The organism is Thiosulfatimonas sediminis (assembly GCF_011398355.1).
Taxonomy (GTDB): domain Bacteria; phylum Pseudomonadota; class Gammaproteobacteria; order Thiomicrospirales; family Thiomicrospiraceae; genus Thiomicrorhabdus; species Thiomicrorhabdus sediminis_A.
This window is the reverse complement of the sequence record NZ_AP021889.1, coordinates 1766572-1782858: the sequence shown is the minus strand read 5'-3', so window position 1 is coordinate 1782858 and position 16287 is coordinate 1766572. Positions and strand designations below refer to the sequence as shown.

Sequence of the window (16287 nt, the reverse complement as noted above, 5' to 3'; positions counted from 1 at the left end):
ACTTGCGTATGTTTATCAAAGTTGCAAAGAAGTGTTTGGTTTGAAGTATTATTTAGGCCGTATTAAGTTTTTATCAATCTGGTAAGGTTTTTCAATTAACTTAACTGAGTCACAAATACGAGACATAAAAAAAGCTAAGTCATTGAAAATCAATCACTTAGTTTTAATATTTGGTGGAGCTGGGGGGAGTCGAACCCCCGTCCGCAAAGCCGCCATCTAAAAATCTACATGTTTATTTGGTCTATTCATTTAACTTAAATGTTGCCCGACCAGCAGGGATCACATCAAGCGAGTTTGTTAAGTTTAGTGACGGCCACCCAAGCACGCGGCATACACGATCCTTTGTAAGTCGATACAGGCTAGGGGCCAAAGGCAACTGGTCTAGCCTGCACTAGCGGGATTAAGCCGCTAGAGCGTAGTTATCGTCGTTTGCAACTATAACAAAAGTGAAATAAAGATTTACGTGCATCATTCAGGCACGACATGCATTTTAAACTTTGAACTCCCCGTCGAAACCAGTACAGCCCCATAATTGAAGTAAAGTTTATAACCAGCGCATTATAGTAGATTTAGGGATTTTTGTGAGAACAATTTACCCGCCCTCAAAAAAAGTGCAGATTATGCGTGGCTTGTTTAACGCGATTGAATTGATTCGTGTTAAGGTTTTCTTTGTTGAGATCCGTGATACGGAGTGAATGCTTAGAGACGCAAGTGTTGATGAACATTTTGCGACATTTGCGTTTTGTATTGCACCTAATTTAGGGTTATTGCGTTAGGGTGTGTTTTTGTCTTTAGGGTGCTTTGTTGGAAGCGCCATAGAACATATCTTATTAAGGAAGAATTTAGCCAATATGTCAGCCATTGATAAAGATTATTTAAGTTACCAGCAACAACTTGCCGCGCGGATTCGTTGGTTTGCTCTGTTGCTATTTATCCCGATTACCTTGTTGACGATTTTTCACGGTTTAATTGTTGAAAAGTATTTGATGACCGGTGTGTTTGCCCTCAGTCTAGTCGGCTTTTTATTGAGCTTTCAGGCACATCAAGCGCATCGCGGTGTATTGGCTACTCAGTTATTCATGGCATCGCTCTATTTGATTTTTTTGGCGAATGTATTTATCAATTTGGGGGCGACTTCTGAGGTTTATTATTGGATATTAGTCCTGCCGATTGTGAATGTATTTTTAAATCGATTTTGGTTACAGATAGGTTGGTTGGCGCTTTTTTTAATTCCGTTATTGTTGCCATTTCCGGATAAGTATTTACCGCTTGATTCTGCCAGTTATTCCGGAGCTGCTTTTGCTTTATTAGCGATGACGGTGTTGTTATTAGTCGTGAAAGAGTTTTTTATCAAATCCGAACTTAATTTAAGCGAAGTTAATCGTGAATTGGAGTATCAACAAAAAATTGTTGATAGCAGTATTCCGATGCTCAAAATCACGCCTGATGGGAAGATTATTTACGCTAGTTTGGCGATTGCACATCTTCTTGGTAAGGGAGTGAATGCGATTATTGGCAAGAATTTTGCCGAGTTGGGCTTAATCTCCTTAAGTACCGATCCAAAAATTTGGCAGCAGGATCGCAGCAATTGGGAGGGGATTCTGTATATTGAAATGGGGGCTAAAAGCTATTGGTTGGATGCGGTGATTAAGCCTGAATACAATTTATTTGGAGAGAAAAGCGGCTTTTTGCTGATTGCTGAAAATATCACTCGTGAGCAGTCATTGCAAAATCAAGCTAATCACGACCAGTTAACCGGGGCTTTGAATCGTCGGGTGTTTGATGAATTTATTTATCAAGCGGTTCACGAGTTCCAACGCCATAGAGACCCTATTTGCTTGGTGATTTGTGATTTGGATCATTTCAAAAGCGTTAACGATACGCACGGGCATTTAGTGGGGGATGACGTCTTAAAGGCATTTTATCAAGTGGCGAAAGACGGTTTGCGGCAAACCGATTTATTGGCACGCTGGGGCGGCGAGGAGTTTGCGATATTGATGCCGATGACTACCCAGAATGAGGCTTTGGCTGTCGTTGAAAAACTCCGTATTAAGGTGGAATCAACACATTGGCCGAAACAGATTCAATTAACCTGCAGCTTTGGACTTTGTCAGTTGCATGAGCGCTGGGAGCCAAAAACCTGGTTTGAGAAGACCGATATTTGTTTATACCAGGCGAAAGAAAATGGGCGTAATCAGGTTGTCTGTTTTAGCCAATAGCGGTTGTAAAAAAAACACCGCCAGCGTTGATTGCTAAGCTGGCGGTTATAAGTTCTTTAGAAAAGTTTAGCGAGTGAGTTTCATGACTCGTTGTTTGTCTCGATTCCATTCACGGTCTTTTTCAGTGGCACGTTTGTCATGTAATTTCTTACCTTTCGCCAATGCCAAGCTTAATTTGACTTTGCCTCGCGCCCAGTGCAAGTTTAATGGTATGAGGGTTAGGCCTTTTTGATCAACTGCTCCGATTAAACGGTCAATTTCTCGGCGATGCATTAGCAGTTTACGTAATCGCAGCGGATCAGCAATTAAGTGGGTTGAAGTGGAGATTAACGGTGTAATCAAAGCGCCAAATAACCAAGCTTCGTTATTCTTTAAAAGAATATAACTTTCGTTCAGCTGGATTTTATGTTGACGTAGGCTTTTGATTTCCCAGCCTTCGAGTGCTAGACCCGCTTCAAACTCTTGCTCAATAAAATACTCAAAACGCGCCTTTTTGTTTTGTACGATGATGTTGGCAGGCGTTTTACTTTTATTTCCCTTTGCCATGCTTCAGACCTTATTTTCTGCTTGCGCTGTGCGCAGTCTTGAATTGAATTTGAGCGATTATACCATCGCCTTACCAAACGGGGCTTTGAATAATTTAGTTGCGCTGGCTGTTATAGTGTCTGCTTTGGACATGATCGTAAGCAGCCGTCTTGCTTAACTTAATTGTGTTTTGCTTGTTGTTTGGTGGAAACCATTGGAATCTATTTCTTGTTTTTTCAAGAACGGTTGCAAATTTGGGTTTTAGATAAGCCTTTAAAAGTATTTACATCTTTTTGCACGTTTTAGTCATTGCTTAATTGACGTTTTAGTAAACAGAAGTCTAATACTGCTTGCGGAGCAAAGTCTTTTAAACGTTTACCATTGAGTTCAAATCGCGCGGTATTCTCATTTGGCAGTTGTAATTCAAATTCCACATTTTGCTCTTTAAGAAGGGCGGTTTTCAGGGCGGTAAATAGACTGCGACTAAAGTCGTTAGAGGTGTTACGAGCAAACGATGGCATATTGTCATAAGCGAATGAAGCAAAAAAAGACATTTGTAACTGGTTGTTCGCTAGACTGAGTTGTGTCGGTTTTAGCCACTCGGAGATGCCACGATTTTGTCCGCCAACATCAACGTCTTCATGGAATTTCTTGCCGGCAACGTTAAAACGAATTGGCCGCTCTTGTGAGTATACAAATCCGTGTTGATTAAATTTGGGGGCATTGTTATGCAGTTTGCCGTCCTCCATAATCGCTGTCCGCGGCTCAATAAAGGCCACTGAAAAATTAGTGTAATAGGGTTGGCAGCGGAGAAAAAAAGCCTTTTGCGCACCATAATTTTCGGGAATAAAAATCAATTGAGCATGGGTAACTTGCTCGCTAAAGTCATCGTACTCATAGTCGACTTGCCAAGCGTTTTTGGGCCAGTTGGCATTTTCGGTATAACGTTCATTGCCAGCTAAGGCTGAGGTATTTAAACTGAACAACGCAACGGCCGATAAAAGAGAATAAACAGATTGTAACGCTTTGTGCATTGGAGCTCCCTTGCGGATAGGCGATTGTATGGATTCGGAGGCGCTGATTGCTGGATGACTTTGCTATAATGTGCCCCCAACCGTTATGCAATCATAACAAGCATACAAGAATCTGCACAAGCTTGCGCAAAGTCAAGGCTGTCAAGCTTGGCTAAATATGGAATCTGGCATGAAAAAAATCACTCGCACGGCACTTTTGCCTTACTCCGCAAAACAGATGTATGATTTGGTGAATGATGTGCGCGCTTATCCGCAGTTTCTACCTTGGTGTGGCGGAGCCGATATTTTAGAGCAGAGCGATTCTGATATGCGCGCATCGGTCACCATTGCTAAAGCCGGCCTTAGTCAAACGTTTACCACGCAAAATCATTTGGTTGAAGCAAAACGTATTGAAATGCAGTTAATTGACGGTCCTTTCAAAGCGTTGCGAGGGGAGTGGAGCTTTAAGGCATTGGATGCTGATGCGTGTAAAATACTGTTTGAAATTGAGTTTGAAGTAAAAAGTGGCTTGTTGAATTTAGCCATTGGTCCTGTTTTTGAACAAATTGCCAGTTCATTGGTGGACTCTTTTTGTGAGCGAGCCAAACAAATTTACCCTAATCCCTTTGACTAAGAAACACTATGAAGATTGAAGTTGCTTACGCGTTAAAAGAAGAACAGTTTTTATTTGTGGAGCAGGTTGCCGAGGGTTGCACTGTAGCGCAAGCTTTGCAGCAATCTGAATTATTGCGGCGTTTTCCCGATTTAAATCTTGAGAAAGTGGGGATTTTTGGCAAGTTGGTTGACGCGGATACGGTGTTGCGAGAAATGGATCGTATCGAGGTATATCGCCCCCTCAAAGCCGATCCGCGAGATCGGCGGCGTGAAAAAGTGAATCAAGAGCGCAGTGCTCAAAAATCGCTTTAGTTGTTGGTCAAATCAATAAAGCGACTAAAAAGCCGCTTTATGTAAGAGTGTAGAATGACAAGACAATAAAGCTGGTTTATAAACCGAAGAACGTATCTTCATCTTGCATATCCACTTTGGCTTCCTGCACTTTCCAGTCGGTTAAATAGCGCGCTTGATCAAAATTGATGATTAGCTGTTTGCGTACTTCGACATTAGAATCTGAATCGGTGGTGTAAAAAACGTATTCCCAATGGTATGGGTTAAACGCATTTTCACCCATCGGTGGGCCCAGTAATTTGCGTACTTGAGTCTGGTTTAAGCCCGCTTGTAAAAGTTCAACTGATTCCGTTGTCATCACATTGCCTTGCGTCACTGGTGCTTTGTAAGGTGCCAGATAAGAACAACCGGATAATCCGCTTAAAACAAGGCCGTTTGCCGCGATAATCAAAGCAAGAGCAGTGCGAGTGAAAATGGGGGTGCGGCGTTCTGTGGCGTTTGGGTTTAGACGCATTGGAGGAAGTCTCTTTTATTGGTTTTTAGTCAAAAAAAATTAGAATTGCGTTATTATACACCGTAATTATGATTTTCAATCTCGTTAAGCAGATTTCAAGCATTTGTCAGTCTGCTTTTTTTCATGGTAGTTAAAACTCGTTAAAACGGGGCCAGACAAGAAAATATTAGAGGGTACGATGAGCGGTGCTGAATTAAAAAAAGTTGGCTTAAAGGTGACTTTGCCAAGGCTAAAAATATTAGAGATTTTAGAGAGTGCTGGAGAAGATCATCATCTTTCAGCGGAAGACGTATTTAAGATTCTACTTGAACAGGGTGAAGAAGTCGGCTTAGCCACGGTTTACCGTGTGTTAACCCAGTTTGAGCAAGCTGGCATTGTGCGTCGTCTGAATTTTGAAAACAATGTGTCAATTTTTGAATTAGACACCGGCGATAATCACGACCATATTGTTTGTATCAAAACTGGACGCGTTCGTGAGTTTGTTGATAGTGTGATTGAGGAGCGCATTCAAGAAATTTCTAAAGAGTTGGGTTATGATCTCTCAGGCCATAATTTGGTAATTTACGGCGCTTATAAAGAAGAGCTTGATCCTGCGATAAAATAAAGTGCTGAATGTGCGCGTGAAATGGCGTGACATCATTTAAGAAGCCGATAAAAAATCTTTTTTTATCGGCTTTTTGGTTTTTACTGGTATCAAGAAGCTCAGGAATAAGGTGCAATGTGTGATGTTTTGCATGCTTAAAACCGCTATTTCTGCTGAGCTTGCTGTAACATTTCTGTGGCCATCTTTTCAGTCTGTTCAGTGATGGTCATGCCACCCAGCATTCGGGCTAATTCTGCCGTGCGTTCGGTTTCGGTTAAGTAGTCTACCTTTGTTTGCGTGGCTGATTTTTTATCGAACTTGCTGATGCGTAAATGTTGATTGCCATGCGCCGCAACTTGCGCCAAATGTGTGATGGATAAAATCTGTTTGTGGCAGCCAAGCTGACGCATTTTTTCACCAACGACTTCGGCGATTCCACCGCCGATACCGACATCCACTTCATCAAAAATCAGTGTTGGCAGCTGCGCAACCTCCGCCGTTGCCACTTGAATCGCTAAGCTAATGCGTGATAACTCCCCGCCTGAAGCGACCTTGGCCAGTGCCTGTAATGGCTGTCCTTTATTGGCGGTGACTTGGAATTGGCATAGGTCCATGCCCATTGCTGAAGCGCTGGCGGCAGGGCTAAGGTCTACGGCAAATTTTCCATTAGCCATTCCTAATTGGCGCATTCCGTCGGTAATTTGCTTATCGAGTTTTTTCGCTGCCTTTAGACGTGATTCATGCAGCTGTTTGGCGGCGAAATGGAAAGCGTCGTGTTGTTGGCTGATGAGGGTTTGTAGCTCATCTAAAGCGTCGTTGTTGTGCTGTAAATCGGCCAAGCTTTGCTCAATTAACTGCTGTTTCTGGGGTAATTCAGAGGGTTCGATTTGGTATTTTTTGGCGGTTGCAAACAGTGCGGATAAGCGCTCTTCTACTTGATTGAGGAGTTGTGGGTCAAGTTCGATTCGTTCATTGAGCGACTGAATTTCTGAGGCAGCTTCTTGCACTTCAATCAGCGCGCTGTTGAGCTGATGCAAAGGCGCGTTAAAGCGAGTGTCAAAATCACAAATTTTTTCTAGACTATAAATGGCGCGGCTAATCACATCGCTGGCACCGTTTTCGTCTTCCAAAAGCTGATAAGCCAATTCGCTATTGTGTTTAATTTCACTGGCGTGTGACAAGCTATGTTGTTCGATTTCAAGCTGCTCAAATTCATCGATTTGTGGGGCTAAGTCGGAAAATTCCTGTTGCTGAAATTGCAGCAATTCTAATTTGCTTTGGTAGTCTTGTTGTTCGCTCTGTAACTCGCGTAAGCGCTGTTTAGACTTTTGCCAAAGCTTAAAGTTGTGGCGACAGCTTTCGACTAAATCGGGATGGGCGGCAAACGCATCCAGTAGCTCGAGCTGTTTGGTTGAATTGAGTAGCGATTGGTGTTCGTGCTGGCCGTGGATGTCAATTAACATGGCGCTGAGCGTTTTAAGTTGGCTAAGCGCGATTGGAATGCCATTTACATAAGCTTTTGAACGTCCTTCTGTGGTCAAGGTACGGCGCAAAATACAGCTTTTTTCTCCGGCCTCATCCAGCTCTTGCTGTTCAAGCCAGTGTTGAACGTGCGCTAAATGGGTTAGGTCAAAACGTGCGCTAATGTCTGCACGTGCTGTTTCATAACGCACCAGCGAACTGTCGGCTCGGTCGCCCAGTGCTAAGCCGAGCGCATCCAGCAAGATTGATTTGCCTGCGCCGGTTTCACCGGTGAGTGTGCTAAATCCAGATTGGAAGTGTAAAGTCAGTTTTTCAATTAACGCCAAGTTTTGAATGGATAGTTCGCTTAACATGTTTCACTCTCAAAAGTACTGTTGCACGAATAGCTTACTTGAAAAATGTTACACAATCCAAATAATTCCGTTAAAGCTCGCTAAATAGGAGATATTTTGGGGTTTAAAGTTTGTCGCCCCAGCGCAGTTTGGCTCGCAGTAGTTCGAAGTGATCATGTCCAGCAGGGTGAAGCATTTTAATGAATTTTTTGTGGCGGGTAATTGTGGCTTTGTGGTTGACCCCAATGTGATGCGTTAATTGCCCATCACAGATGATTTGTGCCAAGCCGTTGCAGTTTTCATGCGGACGAATGGTGACAACGCTGCTGCCTGGTAAAACAAATGGTCGCGTGCTCATGGTGTGAGGATTGATGGACACTAAGCAGAAAACATCAAGACGAGGATCTAATAAAGGCCCGCCAGCGGAGAGGGCATAGGCTGTTGAGCCGGTTGGCGTGGAAATAATCATGCCATCTGAGCGTTGGCTGTTTAAGAAGCGTCCATCGACACAGGTTTCAAATTCAATCATTCTTGGCGATTCGGTTTTGTGGATGACCACATCATTTAATGCGAGTTGATCAAATTCGATGACGTTGTCTTTTTCGATTTGCACGCGAATGAGATTGCGTTCTTCGCCGGCATATTGGTCTTGCATGACTTCGTCAATAATGTTGAGCATTTCTTTAGGGGAGATGTCGGTCAAGAAACCAAGACGGCCAAGGTTGATGCCAAGAATCGGTACGTCGTAATCGACAATGGAGCGCGCAACATCTAAAAAAGTACCGTCGCCACCCACCACGATGGCGATATCAATCTGTTTACCCAGTTCTTCGCGTTCGACAACGTCCACGCCATAGCGCTGATGCGGGAAGTCAGCGCATGAGGCGGAGTCCAATAAAACCGTTTTGTCGCTGCTGATTAAGTGTTGCAACAGGCGGTCAATGGTGTCCCAACACGCGATGCCGTTGTATTTTCCGAAGATGCCGATACGGTGAAACATGCTGCAATGTCCTCTTGATGACGTGGCCAAAGGGTACATAAAGTTGTGCCAAAAAAGTAAATTTGAATGCTCTCGGATTATACCTGAGCAGGCTGCAATCGAGCGTGGCAAAGCAAAAAAAATTCTGCGGGTCTTGAAAAAAAACCGCTTCGGCCCCATGTTGTTCAATATTCCAAAAATGCAGAATTAATCAATATTTAGATAACTAAACCAATAGGGGTTGAATTGTGGCTGAACAAAATCAAACACAAGAACAAATTAACCAAGATGTGAGCGCTGAGCAAGCGGCGCAACAAGCAGACGAAAACTTAGAGCAAGCACAGCAACAAGTCGAGCACGACTTAGATGCGTTACTTGCCCAAGCGCAAGATGAAGCGGCGAAAAACCGTGATTTGGCGTTGCGTTTACAGGCAGATATGGAAAACCTACGTCGTCGTACGCGTTTGGATTTAGAAGAAGCGCATAAATTTGCGTTGAAAAAATTCGTCGATGCACTGATTCCGGCGATGGATTCGATGGAGATGGGAATGCAAGCGGCAGCCAAAGAGGAAGCCACTAAAGAGACAATCAGTGAAGGCATTGAGATGACGTTCAAGCAGATGCTGGACGTTTTAGCGGCCTTTAATGTTGAACGTATTGATCCGCAAGGTGAGAAGTTTAATCCACAGGATCACGAAGCGATGACCATGATTCCATCACCGGACCATGAGTCGCAAATGATTGTGGATGTCATTCAAAAGGGTTACAAACTAAACGATCGCTTGGTTCGTCCGGCACGTGTGATTGTTGCTCAATAATTATCGTGCATGACACTTCAATCAAAAACCGGTTTGATACGAGTTCGAGCCGGTTTTTGTTTTTTGAAACACTGAAAAGTGCATAAAAATCAATTTGTTACTGGGTTGAGTAGGCGGGTCTGGAAATATTTTCGTTTTTTTTTAAAAACTCCCTTGAAACAAGAAGTGTTATCCCTATAAACAATCCAACGAAGAAAAATTTATAACAGTTAACTCACCTCAAATCAGTTGAGAATCAAATTGGAGAAAATCAATGGGTAAAATTATTGGTATTGACTTAGGTACAACAAACTCTTGTGTAGCGGTCATGGACGGTAAAGAAGTAAAAGTCATCCCTAACGCCGAAGGTGCGCGCACAACCCCATCTATCGTTGCTTACACCGATGACGAAATTTTGGTTGGTGATTCGGCAAAACGCCAAGCGGTCACAAACCCAGAAAACACTTTGTTTGCTATCAAGCGTCTTATCGGTCGTCGTGCGGATGACAAAGTGGTCGCCAAAGATAAAGACATGGTGCCTTATGAAATCGTTGCGGCAGATAACGGTGATGCTTGGGTTGAAGTGAAAGGTAAAAAGTTGTCGCCACAAGAAGTCTCGGCGCGTACGTTGATGAAAATGAAGAAGACAGCAGAAGATTACTTGGGTCACGAAGTGACTGAAGCGGTTATCACTGTTCCGGCTTACTTTAACGACTCACAGCGTCAAGCGACGAAAGATGCGGGTAAAATTGCTGGTCTGGAAGTAAAACGTATTATCAATGAGCCGACTGCGGCAGCCTTGGCTTACGGTATGGATAAAGTTAAGTCAGACAGCAAAATCGCAGTTTACGATTTAGGTGGTGGTACATTCGATATTTCAATCATCGAAGTTGCCGATTTAGATGGTGAAAAACAAATTGAGGTACTGTCAACCAACGGTGATACTTTCTTAGGTGGTGAAGACTTCGATAACGTGATTGTTGATTACATCGCAACGGAGTTCCAAAAAGACCAGAATGTTAACCTAAAACTGGATAAATTGGCGCTGCAACGTGTACGCGAAGCGTCTGAAAAAGCCAAAATCGAGCTGTCATCGCGTGAGCAAACCGACATTAATCTGCCTTATGTGACCGCAGATGCAACTGGCCCGAAACACTTGAATATGAAAATTACTCGCGCCAAGTTTGAATCATTGATTGAAGATTTGGTACAGCGTTCGATCGAGCCTTGCCGCATTGCTTTGAAAGACGCTGGGTTATCGGCTTCTGAAATTGATGACGTGATTTTGGTCGGTGGTTCAACCCGTGTGCCAATGGTTCAAGCGAAAGTAAAAGCGTTCTTCGGAAAAGAGCCTCGTAAAGACGTAAACCCAGATGAAGCGGTTGCCATGGGGGCGGCGATTCAAGGTGGCGTTCTTTCTGGTGATGTAAACGACGTACTTCTGCTTGACGTAACGCCACTGTCTCTTGGTATTGAAACCATGGGTGGTGTCATGACTAAGTTGATTGAGAAAAACACGACCATCCCAACGCGTAAGTCGCAAGTTTTCTCAACTGCGGATGACAATCAATCGGCAGTAACCGTTCATGTGTTACAAGGTGAGCGTGAAATGGCTTCTGGCAACAAGTCGCTAGGGCAGTTTAATTTGGATGAGATTCCTGCTGCACCACGCGGTATGCCGCAAATCGAAGTGACTTTTGACATTGACGCAAATGGTATTTTGAATGTTTCCGCAAAAGACAAAAATACCGGTAAAGAACAGCATATTACGATTCAAGCGTCTTCAGGTCTGTCTGATGCAGAAATCGAAGCGATGGTCAAAGATGCCGAAGCCCATGCTGAAGAAGACAGAAAGATGAAAGAGTTGGTTGAGTCTCGTAACCAAGCAGATGCGATGGTGCATGCAACCAATAAAATGATCAAAGATGCAGGTGATTCGGTAACAGCTGAAGAAAAAGCACCGGTTGAAGCAGCCATTAAAGCCGTTGAAGAAGCGATCAAAGGCGACAATAAAGCGACAATCGAGGAAGCGGTTCAAAAACTGGCAGAAGCCAGCCAAGGTATCGCTCAAAAGGCGCAAGCTCAACAGCAAGCCGGCGGTGAGCCAGCGCAACAGCAAGGTTCAAGCAAAGCAGATGACGATGATATCGTTGATGCCGAGTTTGAAGAAGTTAACGACTCTAAAAAGTAATTTTTAGCGTTTTATCTTATTGGCACGAAGCTATGAATGTCTTAAAAGTGAATGCTTAATTTTTAAGACGATTCAAACGCTTCGTGCTTTTATGTTTAAATACGCGCAACTTTTTAAATCCTAAGGGGGCGCAGTGTAGGTTCTAATAACTTCCGGCAGAGACGTGTTTTGCCATGCCATCCGGCGCTGAAGTCAATCGGAACTTGTTCTGTGTCGCCCTAACTTTTTGAGTTTTTAAATAAAAATTTTTAACAGACCCTAACGGCCGATTAAGGTTTTTATTTGTAAATTTCTAAAGCTAAAGAATAGATATTTGAATTATGTCAAAAAGAGATTATTACAGCGTTTTAGACGTTGCTAAAACCGCTTCAGAAGGTGAAATTAAAAAAGCCTATCGGAAGATGGCGATGAAGTATCATCCGGACCGTAACCCCGATAACAAAGAAGCGGAAGATAAATTTAAAGAAGCGTCTGAGGCTTATGAGATTTTGTCAGATCCTCAAAAGCGCGCGGCTTATGATCAATTTGGTCATGCTGGTGTTGATGGACAAGGTGGTGGCCGCGGCGGATTTGGTGGCGGTGGCTTCGGCGGATTTGGCGATATTTTTGAAGATTTGTTCGGCGGTGGCGGTGGTTTCGGCGGCGGTCGTCGCGGACCACGTCCGGGAGCGGATTTACAGTATGAGTTGGAAATTACCTTAGAGCAAGCGGTTGCTGGCGCCAAAATTGATATTCGTATTCCAACGAAAGACATTTGTGACGCTTGTGACGGTACGGGGGCGCAGTCCGCCAGTGATGTTAAAACCTGTTCGACCTGCGGTGGCGTTGGTCAGGTACGTATGCAGCAAGGTTTCTTTGCGGTCAATACGACGTGTCCAAGTTGTCATGGTTCGGGCAAAGAGATTACCAACCCATGCAAACAGTGTCACGGCGAAGGCTATACGCACAGTCATAAAACCTTGTCGGTCTCTGTTCCAGCAGGGGTGGATACCGGTGATCGCATTCGTATCCAAGGCAAAGGGGAAGCGGGTGAACCGGGTGCGCCAAAAGGTGATTTATATGTGCGTATTCATGTAACCCGCCATGCTGTATTTGAGCGTGATGGTAATAATCTGTATTGTCAGATTCCGCTGAGTTTTACCACGGCGGCTTTGGGTGGTTCTTTGGATGTGCCGACGCTTAATGGCAAAGCCAGTTTGAAAATTCCAGCGGGCACGCAATCTGGTCAGCGTTTTAAATTAACCAGTAAAGGCGTTAAGTCGGTGCGCTCCAATATGGTGGGTGATTTAGTGGTTCAGGTGCATATTGAAACGCCTGTCAAGCTGACAAACCGTCAAAAAGAGTTGCTGGAAGAGTTTGATGCCAGTCTAAAAGGCAAGCATCATAAGCAGCACTCGCCAAAAGAGCATAGCTGGTTAGACTCAGTGAAAAACTTTTTTACCGGTGATGACAGTGATAAATCTGACAGCGACGGCCCTTGGAAATAAGCGGAGACAGAGATGAATATAGCGATTATCGGTGCCTCTGGGCGCATGGGCAAAACGTTAATTGAAGCCGTTCAGCAAACGCAAGGGCTTCGCGTCAGCGCAGCGATTGAACGTCCGGACAGTTCATTGATTGGTGTTGATGCTGGTGAACTTGCCGGCATTGGTAAAATTGGTGTGCCTGTTGTCGGGGCGATTGAAGAGGTATTGCACGATTTTGATATTTTAATCGACTTTACGACGCCTGCGACCACGCGACACAATCTTGAAGTGTGTGCTGCTAACAATAAAAAAATTGTGATTGGGACGACTGGTTTTGATGACGAGGGGCTCGCGGCAATTGATGCGGCGGCTAAGAAAATTGCGGTTATCTTTGCGGCCAACTTTTCGGTTGGGGTGAACTTGTGTTTAAAGTTATTGGCTCAAGCGGCGGAAGTGTTGAATGAAGGTTATGATATTGAAGTGATTGAAGGCCATCATCGTCATAAAGTCGATGCACCTTCCGGCACGGCGTTGCGAATGGGGCAAGTGGTAGCGGATACCTTAGGTCGTGATTTGAAAACCTGTGCTGTATATGGTCGTGAAGGGATTACTGGTGCGCGAGATCCAAACACTATTGGTTTTGCAACGGTGCGTGCCGGCGATATCGTTGGTGATCATACGGTGTTGTTTGCTACCGAGGGCGAGCGTGTTGAGATAACGCATAAAGCGTCTAGCCGTATGACTTTCGCAAAAGGCGCCGCGCGCGCTTGTGGTTGGTTAGCGGATAAGCAATCTGGCCTGTTTGATATGCAGGATGTATTGAACTTACGTTAAGCTAAGAAGACGCAAGATACCTTTACACCTATGCTTTGGTGTGCGGGGGTTCTGGGATGCGATAACTGATCGCGCTTAATGTGGTGAATGGTTCTCGTGAAAGCCGAGTAAGAATTTTCTTACTCGGCTTTTTTGTTGCAACAAAGGTGGTTACAATCAAAACAGTGCTTCTGTAAATCAGGTGATGTTTTATTAATGCGTTGGGTTTTTAGGCAAATAGTGTATCTGACCGTACTGAGTGTTGGTTGGTTCGGACTGGTTGTAGGGTGTTCGTCTGGGAAATTCGCTGCGCCACAAGCAGAATCGGGTTTACACGTCTTACAACCGGCGCAACCTCAGTCGCCGTCCCCGTCCTCGACTGAACTGCCTTTACGTTCATCTGCCGAGGTTGGTTTAGGTCAGTCGCCGGTTGATGTTACGATCAGTGACCAGGCTTGGCGTGAGCTTGACGCCTTGGTATTAGGGGTGTCGCAGTCCGCGTCAACGAATTTCGTGCAAAAGTCGTCACCTGCTCAGCATGTGAGTGACACTGTTTATGGACGTTTAATGCGTTATTTTGATGATTGGCAGGGTACTCCTTATCGTTATGGTGGTAACAGTAAGCGCGGTGTGGATTGTTCGGCTTTGGTGCAGATCGCTTATGCACGACAGTTTCAAATCAATTTACCGCGCACCACCGAATTGCAACGTCGACAAGGCAAGCCGGTTAAGCGCAGTCAGCTTAAGGCCGGTGATGTTTTGTTTTTTAAAACCGGCTGGCGTACTTACCACAACGGAATTTATTTGGGTGATTCGCGTTTTATGCACGCGTCCTCCACGAAAGGTGTGATTCTTTCAAGTCTGAGTGAGGATTATTGGCAAAAGCGTTTTCTTGAAGCACGTCGTCTGTTGAATTGACTTCATTTGGTTTTTTTAGTCTGGATTTTGCAGGCTGACATCTCGCTCTGTAGGTAAACCACTAGAGACTTGATTTAGCGTGTATTTATTCTTCTTGTCTGTGGACAAGGAGTGCTAAATACAGTAAAATCCGCGTAACTTTTAAATGACTAAAAATCATGCCGTTAGGCGTTAATTATGGGGTGTAAGACGGAGATGGCATTAGTCATTCAGGATTCAAAAGAAACGGAGTGAGTTCTCGCGGGAACTGGCTCCGTTTTTTTATATACACTGTTGCTAAAAACAACTCGGTTTCACTGAGTTGGGTTTGGCAAAAGCCATAACAGACGACCCTTAGCCGTTAAATCGGCATTCGCACGACATGATTTTTAATCACCTTTGATTTTTTGGATGGATGTATCAATGACTCAGGCTTTGCTCGCATTAGAAGACGGAACCCTATTTTGGGGAACTTCACTGGGTGCTGAAGGTGAAACGGTTGGTGAAGTGGTATTTAATACCTCACTGACTGGGTATCAGGAAATTTTGACTGACCCTTCGTATTTTAAACAGATTGTTACGCTGACATATCCGCATATCGGTAATGTTGGGGTAAATGATGAAGATGCAGAGTCGTCTGGAATCATGGCGCAAGGCTTAATCGTGAAAGACTGTCCGCCACGCATGAGTAATTTTCGTGCGCAAAAATCGCTGCCGCAATATTTGTTAGAACAAAATGTGGTTGCGATTGCAGACATCGATACGCGTAAATTAACCCGTATTTTGCGGGACAAAGGCGCTCAGGCCGGTGTGATTGTGGCTGGCGACAATATTGACGCTACAGCAGCCGTTGCTAAAGCGCAAGCTTTTAGCGGTTTGAACGGTTTGGATTTGGCCAAGGAGGTCACCACCAGCGCACCTTATGCTTGGACTGAAGGTTCTTGGCAGTTAGGTGTTGGTCATCCTGATAAAGCTGCGGATGCCCAGTTTCATGTGGTCGCTTACGACTACGGGGTGAAGCGCAATATTCTACGTATGCTTGCTGATCGTGGTTGTAAACTAACTGTTGTGCCTGCCCAAACCCCTGCGGCGGAGGTTTTAGCCCTGAATCCTGACGGCGTGTTCTTATCGAATGGTCCTGGTGATCCGGCGCCTTGTGATTATGCGATTGAGGCGATTCAAGCGATCTTGGAGGCTGATGTTCCGGTATTTGGTATCTGTTTAGGTCATCAGTTGTTGGCATTGGCTTCAGGTGCGAAAACCGTCAAGATGAAATTTGGTCACCACGGTGGCAACCATCCAGTGCAAGATTCGGCGACTGGTCGAGTGATGATTACGGCGCAGAACCATGGTTTTGCTGTAGAAGAGTCCTCACTGCCAGCGAATCTACAAGCTACTCATAAATCACTTTTCGACGGCACTTTGCAAGGTATTTCACGTACCGATAAGTCGGCATTCAGTTTTCAGGGTCACCCGGAGGCGAGCCCGGGTCCACATGATGTCGCGCCCCTGTTTGATCAGTTTATCGATAACATTAAATCTGCAAAAAAAGCATAGTAATAGGACAAAA

Annotated in this window: 15 protein-coding genes and 1 other RNA gene; 10 read left to right on the top strand and 6 right to left on the bottom strand. The window is 44.5% G+C overall.

From position 1 onward, the window contains the following. Positions 1-171 precede the first annotated feature (171 nt). Positions 172-528: a transfer-messenger RNA gene (gene ssrA, locus HRR27_RS08260) on the bottom strand. A 323-nt stretch (positions 529-851) separates the two neighbouring features. Between ssrA and HRR27_RS08255 the strand changes: the two genes are divergently transcribed. Continuing rightward, positions 852-2219, top strand: a complete 1368-nt coding sequence (locus HRR27_RS08255) for a sensor domain-containing diguanylate cyclase (protein WP_173272687.1) — start codon at positions 852-854, stop codon at positions 2217-2219. 66 nt (positions 2220-2285) lie between these two features. Here the strand turns inward: HRR27_RS08255 and smpB are convergent, their stop codons facing one another. Beyond that, positions 2286-2765, bottom strand: coding sequence for an SsrA-binding protein SmpB (gene smpB / locus HRR27_RS08250; protein ID WP_173272679.1), 480 nt, complete (start codon positions 2763-2765; stop codon positions 2286-2288). Positions 2766-3046: 281 nt separating this feature from the next. Next, entirely contained in the window at positions 3047-3778 is a 732-nt protein-coding gene (locus tag HRR27_RS08245; protein WP_173272670.1) for a hypothetical protein, read from the bottom strand. Positions 3779-3947: 169 nt separating this feature from the next. Here HRR27_RS08245 and HRR27_RS08240 point away from each other — a divergent pair, with 169 nt between their 5' ends. Together HRR27_RS08240 and HRR27_RS08235 are read left to right on the top strand one after the other, a co-directional pair. Beyond that, positions 3948-4391, top strand: a complete 444-nt coding sequence (locus HRR27_RS08240) for a type II toxin-antitoxin system RatA family toxin (protein WP_173272668.1) — start codon at positions 3948-3950, stop codon at positions 4389-4391. 8 nt (positions 4392-4399) lie between these two features. After that, positions 4400-4684 carry an RnfH family protein gene (locus tag HRR27_RS08235; protein ID WP_173272666.1) on the top strand — a complete coding sequence of 95 codons (285 nt, stop codon included), beginning with the start codon at positions 4400-4402 and terminating at the stop codon, positions 4682-4684. A gap of 76 nt (positions 4685-4760) precedes the next feature. On the opposite strand, the gene HRR27_RS08230 is transcribed toward HRR27_RS08235, so the two are convergent. Next, positions 4761-5177, bottom strand: coding sequence for an outer membrane protein assembly factor BamE (locus tag HRR27_RS08230; protein ID WP_173272665.1), 417 nt, complete (start codon positions 5175-5177; stop codon positions 4761-4763). A 178-nt stretch (positions 5178-5355) separates the two neighbouring features. Here HRR27_RS08230 and fur point away from each other — a divergent pair, with 178 nt between their 5' ends. Next, positions 5356-5781: a ferric iron uptake transcriptional regulator gene (gene fur / locus HRR27_RS08225; protein ID WP_173272663.1), complete on the top strand. Its 426-nt coding sequence runs from the start codon at positions 5356-5358 to the stop codon at positions 5779-5781. Positions 5782-5924: 143 nt separating this feature from the next. Here the strand turns inward: fur and recN are convergent, their stop codons facing one another. Both recN and HRR27_RS08215 read right to left on the bottom strand, forming a co-directional pair. Continuing rightward, positions 5925-7595: a DNA repair protein RecN gene (gene recN / locus HRR27_RS08220; protein ID WP_173272661.1), complete on the bottom strand. Its 1671-nt coding sequence runs from the start codon at positions 7593-7595 to the stop codon at positions 5925-5927. A gap of 103 nt (positions 7596-7698) precedes the next feature. Continuing rightward, the gene (locus HRR27_RS08215) at positions 7699-8574 is read right to left on the bottom strand and encodes an NAD(+) kinase (RefSeq protein ID WP_173272659.1); all 876 of its coding nucleotides are present in this window, start codon (positions 8572-8574) and stop codon (positions 7699-7701) included. A gap of 227 nt (positions 8575-8801) precedes the next feature. Here HRR27_RS08215 and grpE point away from each other — a divergent pair, with 227 nt between their 5' ends. From grpE to carA, 6 genes are all read left to right on the top strand, one after another. Beyond that, entirely contained in the window at positions 8802-9371 is a 570-nt protein-coding gene (gene grpE, locus HRR27_RS08210; protein WP_173272657.1) for a nucleotide exchange factor GrpE, read from the top strand. A 253-nt stretch (positions 9372-9624) separates the two neighbouring features. After that, positions 9625-11541, top strand: coding sequence for a molecular chaperone DnaK (gene dnaK / locus HRR27_RS08205; RefSeq protein ID WP_173272655.1), 1917 nt, complete (start codon positions 9625-9627; stop codon positions 11539-11541). A 320-nt stretch (positions 11542-11861) separates the two neighbouring features. Next, on the top strand, positions 11862-13028 hold the full coding sequence (gene dnaJ / locus HRR27_RS08200) for a molecular chaperone DnaJ (protein WP_173272653.1): 1167 nt from the start codon (positions 11862-11864) through the stop codon (positions 13026-13028). Between the two features lie 12 nt (positions 13029-13040). Then, a complete protein-coding gene (dapB, locus tag HRR27_RS08195) occupies positions 13041-13841 on the top strand; it encodes a 4-hydroxy-tetrahydrodipicolinate reductase (protein ID WP_173272651.1) in 801 nt (266 codons plus the stop codon). A gap of 195 nt (positions 13842-14036) precedes the next feature. Then, complete coding sequence (locus HRR27_RS08190) at positions 14037-14738, top strand: C40 family peptidase (protein ID WP_173272649.1); 702 nt, start codon at positions 14037-14039, stop codon at positions 14736-14738. A 402-nt stretch (positions 14739-15140) separates the two neighbouring features. Then, on the top strand, positions 15141-16274 hold the full coding sequence (gene carA / locus HRR27_RS08185; RefSeq protein ID WP_173272647.1) for a glutamine-hydrolyzing carbamoyl-phosphate synthase small subunit: 1134 nt from the start codon (positions 15141-15143) through the stop codon (positions 16272-16274). Positions 16275-16287 lie beyond the last annotated feature (13 nt).

What these genes read in the sequence shown, in the direction of transcription:
- dnaJ (WP_173272653.1), top strand. Translation starts at nt 11,862, where the DNA reads ATGTCAAAAAGAGATTATTACAGCGTTTTAGACGTTGCTAAAACCGCT.
- HRR27_RS08215 (WP_173272659.1), bottom strand. Translation starts at nt 8,574, where the DNA reads ATGTTTCACCGTATCGGCATCTTCGGAAAATACAACGGCATCGCGTGT.
- dapB (WP_173272651.1), top strand. Translation starts at nt 13,041, where the DNA reads ATGAATATAGCGATTATCGGTGCCTCTGGGCGCATGGGCAAAACGTTA.
- HRR27_RS08190 (WP_173272649.1), top strand. Translation starts at nt 14,037, where the DNA reads ATGCGTTGGGTTTTTAGGCAAATAGTGTATCTGACCGTACTGAGTGTT.
- smpB (WP_173272679.1), bottom strand. Translation starts at nt 2,765, where the DNA reads ATGGCAAAGGGAAATAAAAGTAAAACGCCTGCCAACATCATCGTACAA.
- fur (WP_173272663.1), top strand. Translation starts at nt 5,356, where the DNA reads ATGAGCGGTGCTGAATTAAAAAAAGTTGGCTTAAAGGTGACTTTGCCA.
- HRR27_RS08230 (WP_173272665.1), bottom strand. Translation starts at nt 5,177, where the DNA reads ATGCGTCTAAACCCAAACGCCACAGAACGCCGCACCCCCATTTTCACT.
- HRR27_RS08240 (WP_173272668.1), top strand. Translation starts at nt 3,948, where the DNA reads ATGAAAAAAATCACTCGCACGGCACTTTTGCCTTACTCCGCAAAACAG.
- HRR27_RS08235 (WP_173272666.1), top strand. Translation starts at nt 4,400, where the DNA reads ATGAAGATTGAAGTTGCTTACGCGTTAAAAGAAGAACAGTTTTTATTT.
- HRR27_RS08255 (WP_173272687.1), top strand. Translation starts at nt 852, where the DNA reads ATGTCAGCCATTGATAAAGATTATTTAAGTTACCAGCAACAACTTGCC.
- recN (WP_173272661.1), bottom strand. Translation starts at nt 7,595, where the DNA reads ATGTTAAGCGAACTATCCATTCAAAACTTGGCGTTAATTGAAAAACTG.
- dnaK (WP_173272655.1), top strand. Translation starts at nt 9,625, where the DNA reads ATGGGTAAAATTATTGGTATTGACTTAGGTACAACAAACTCTTGTGTA.
- carA (WP_173272647.1), top strand. Translation starts at nt 15,141, where the DNA reads ATGACTCAGGCTTTGCTCGCATTAGAAGACGGAACCCTATTTTGGGGA.
- HRR27_RS08245 (WP_173272670.1), bottom strand. Translation starts at nt 3,778, where the DNA reads ATGCACAAAGCGTTACAATCTGTTTATTCTCTTTTATCGGCCGTTGCG.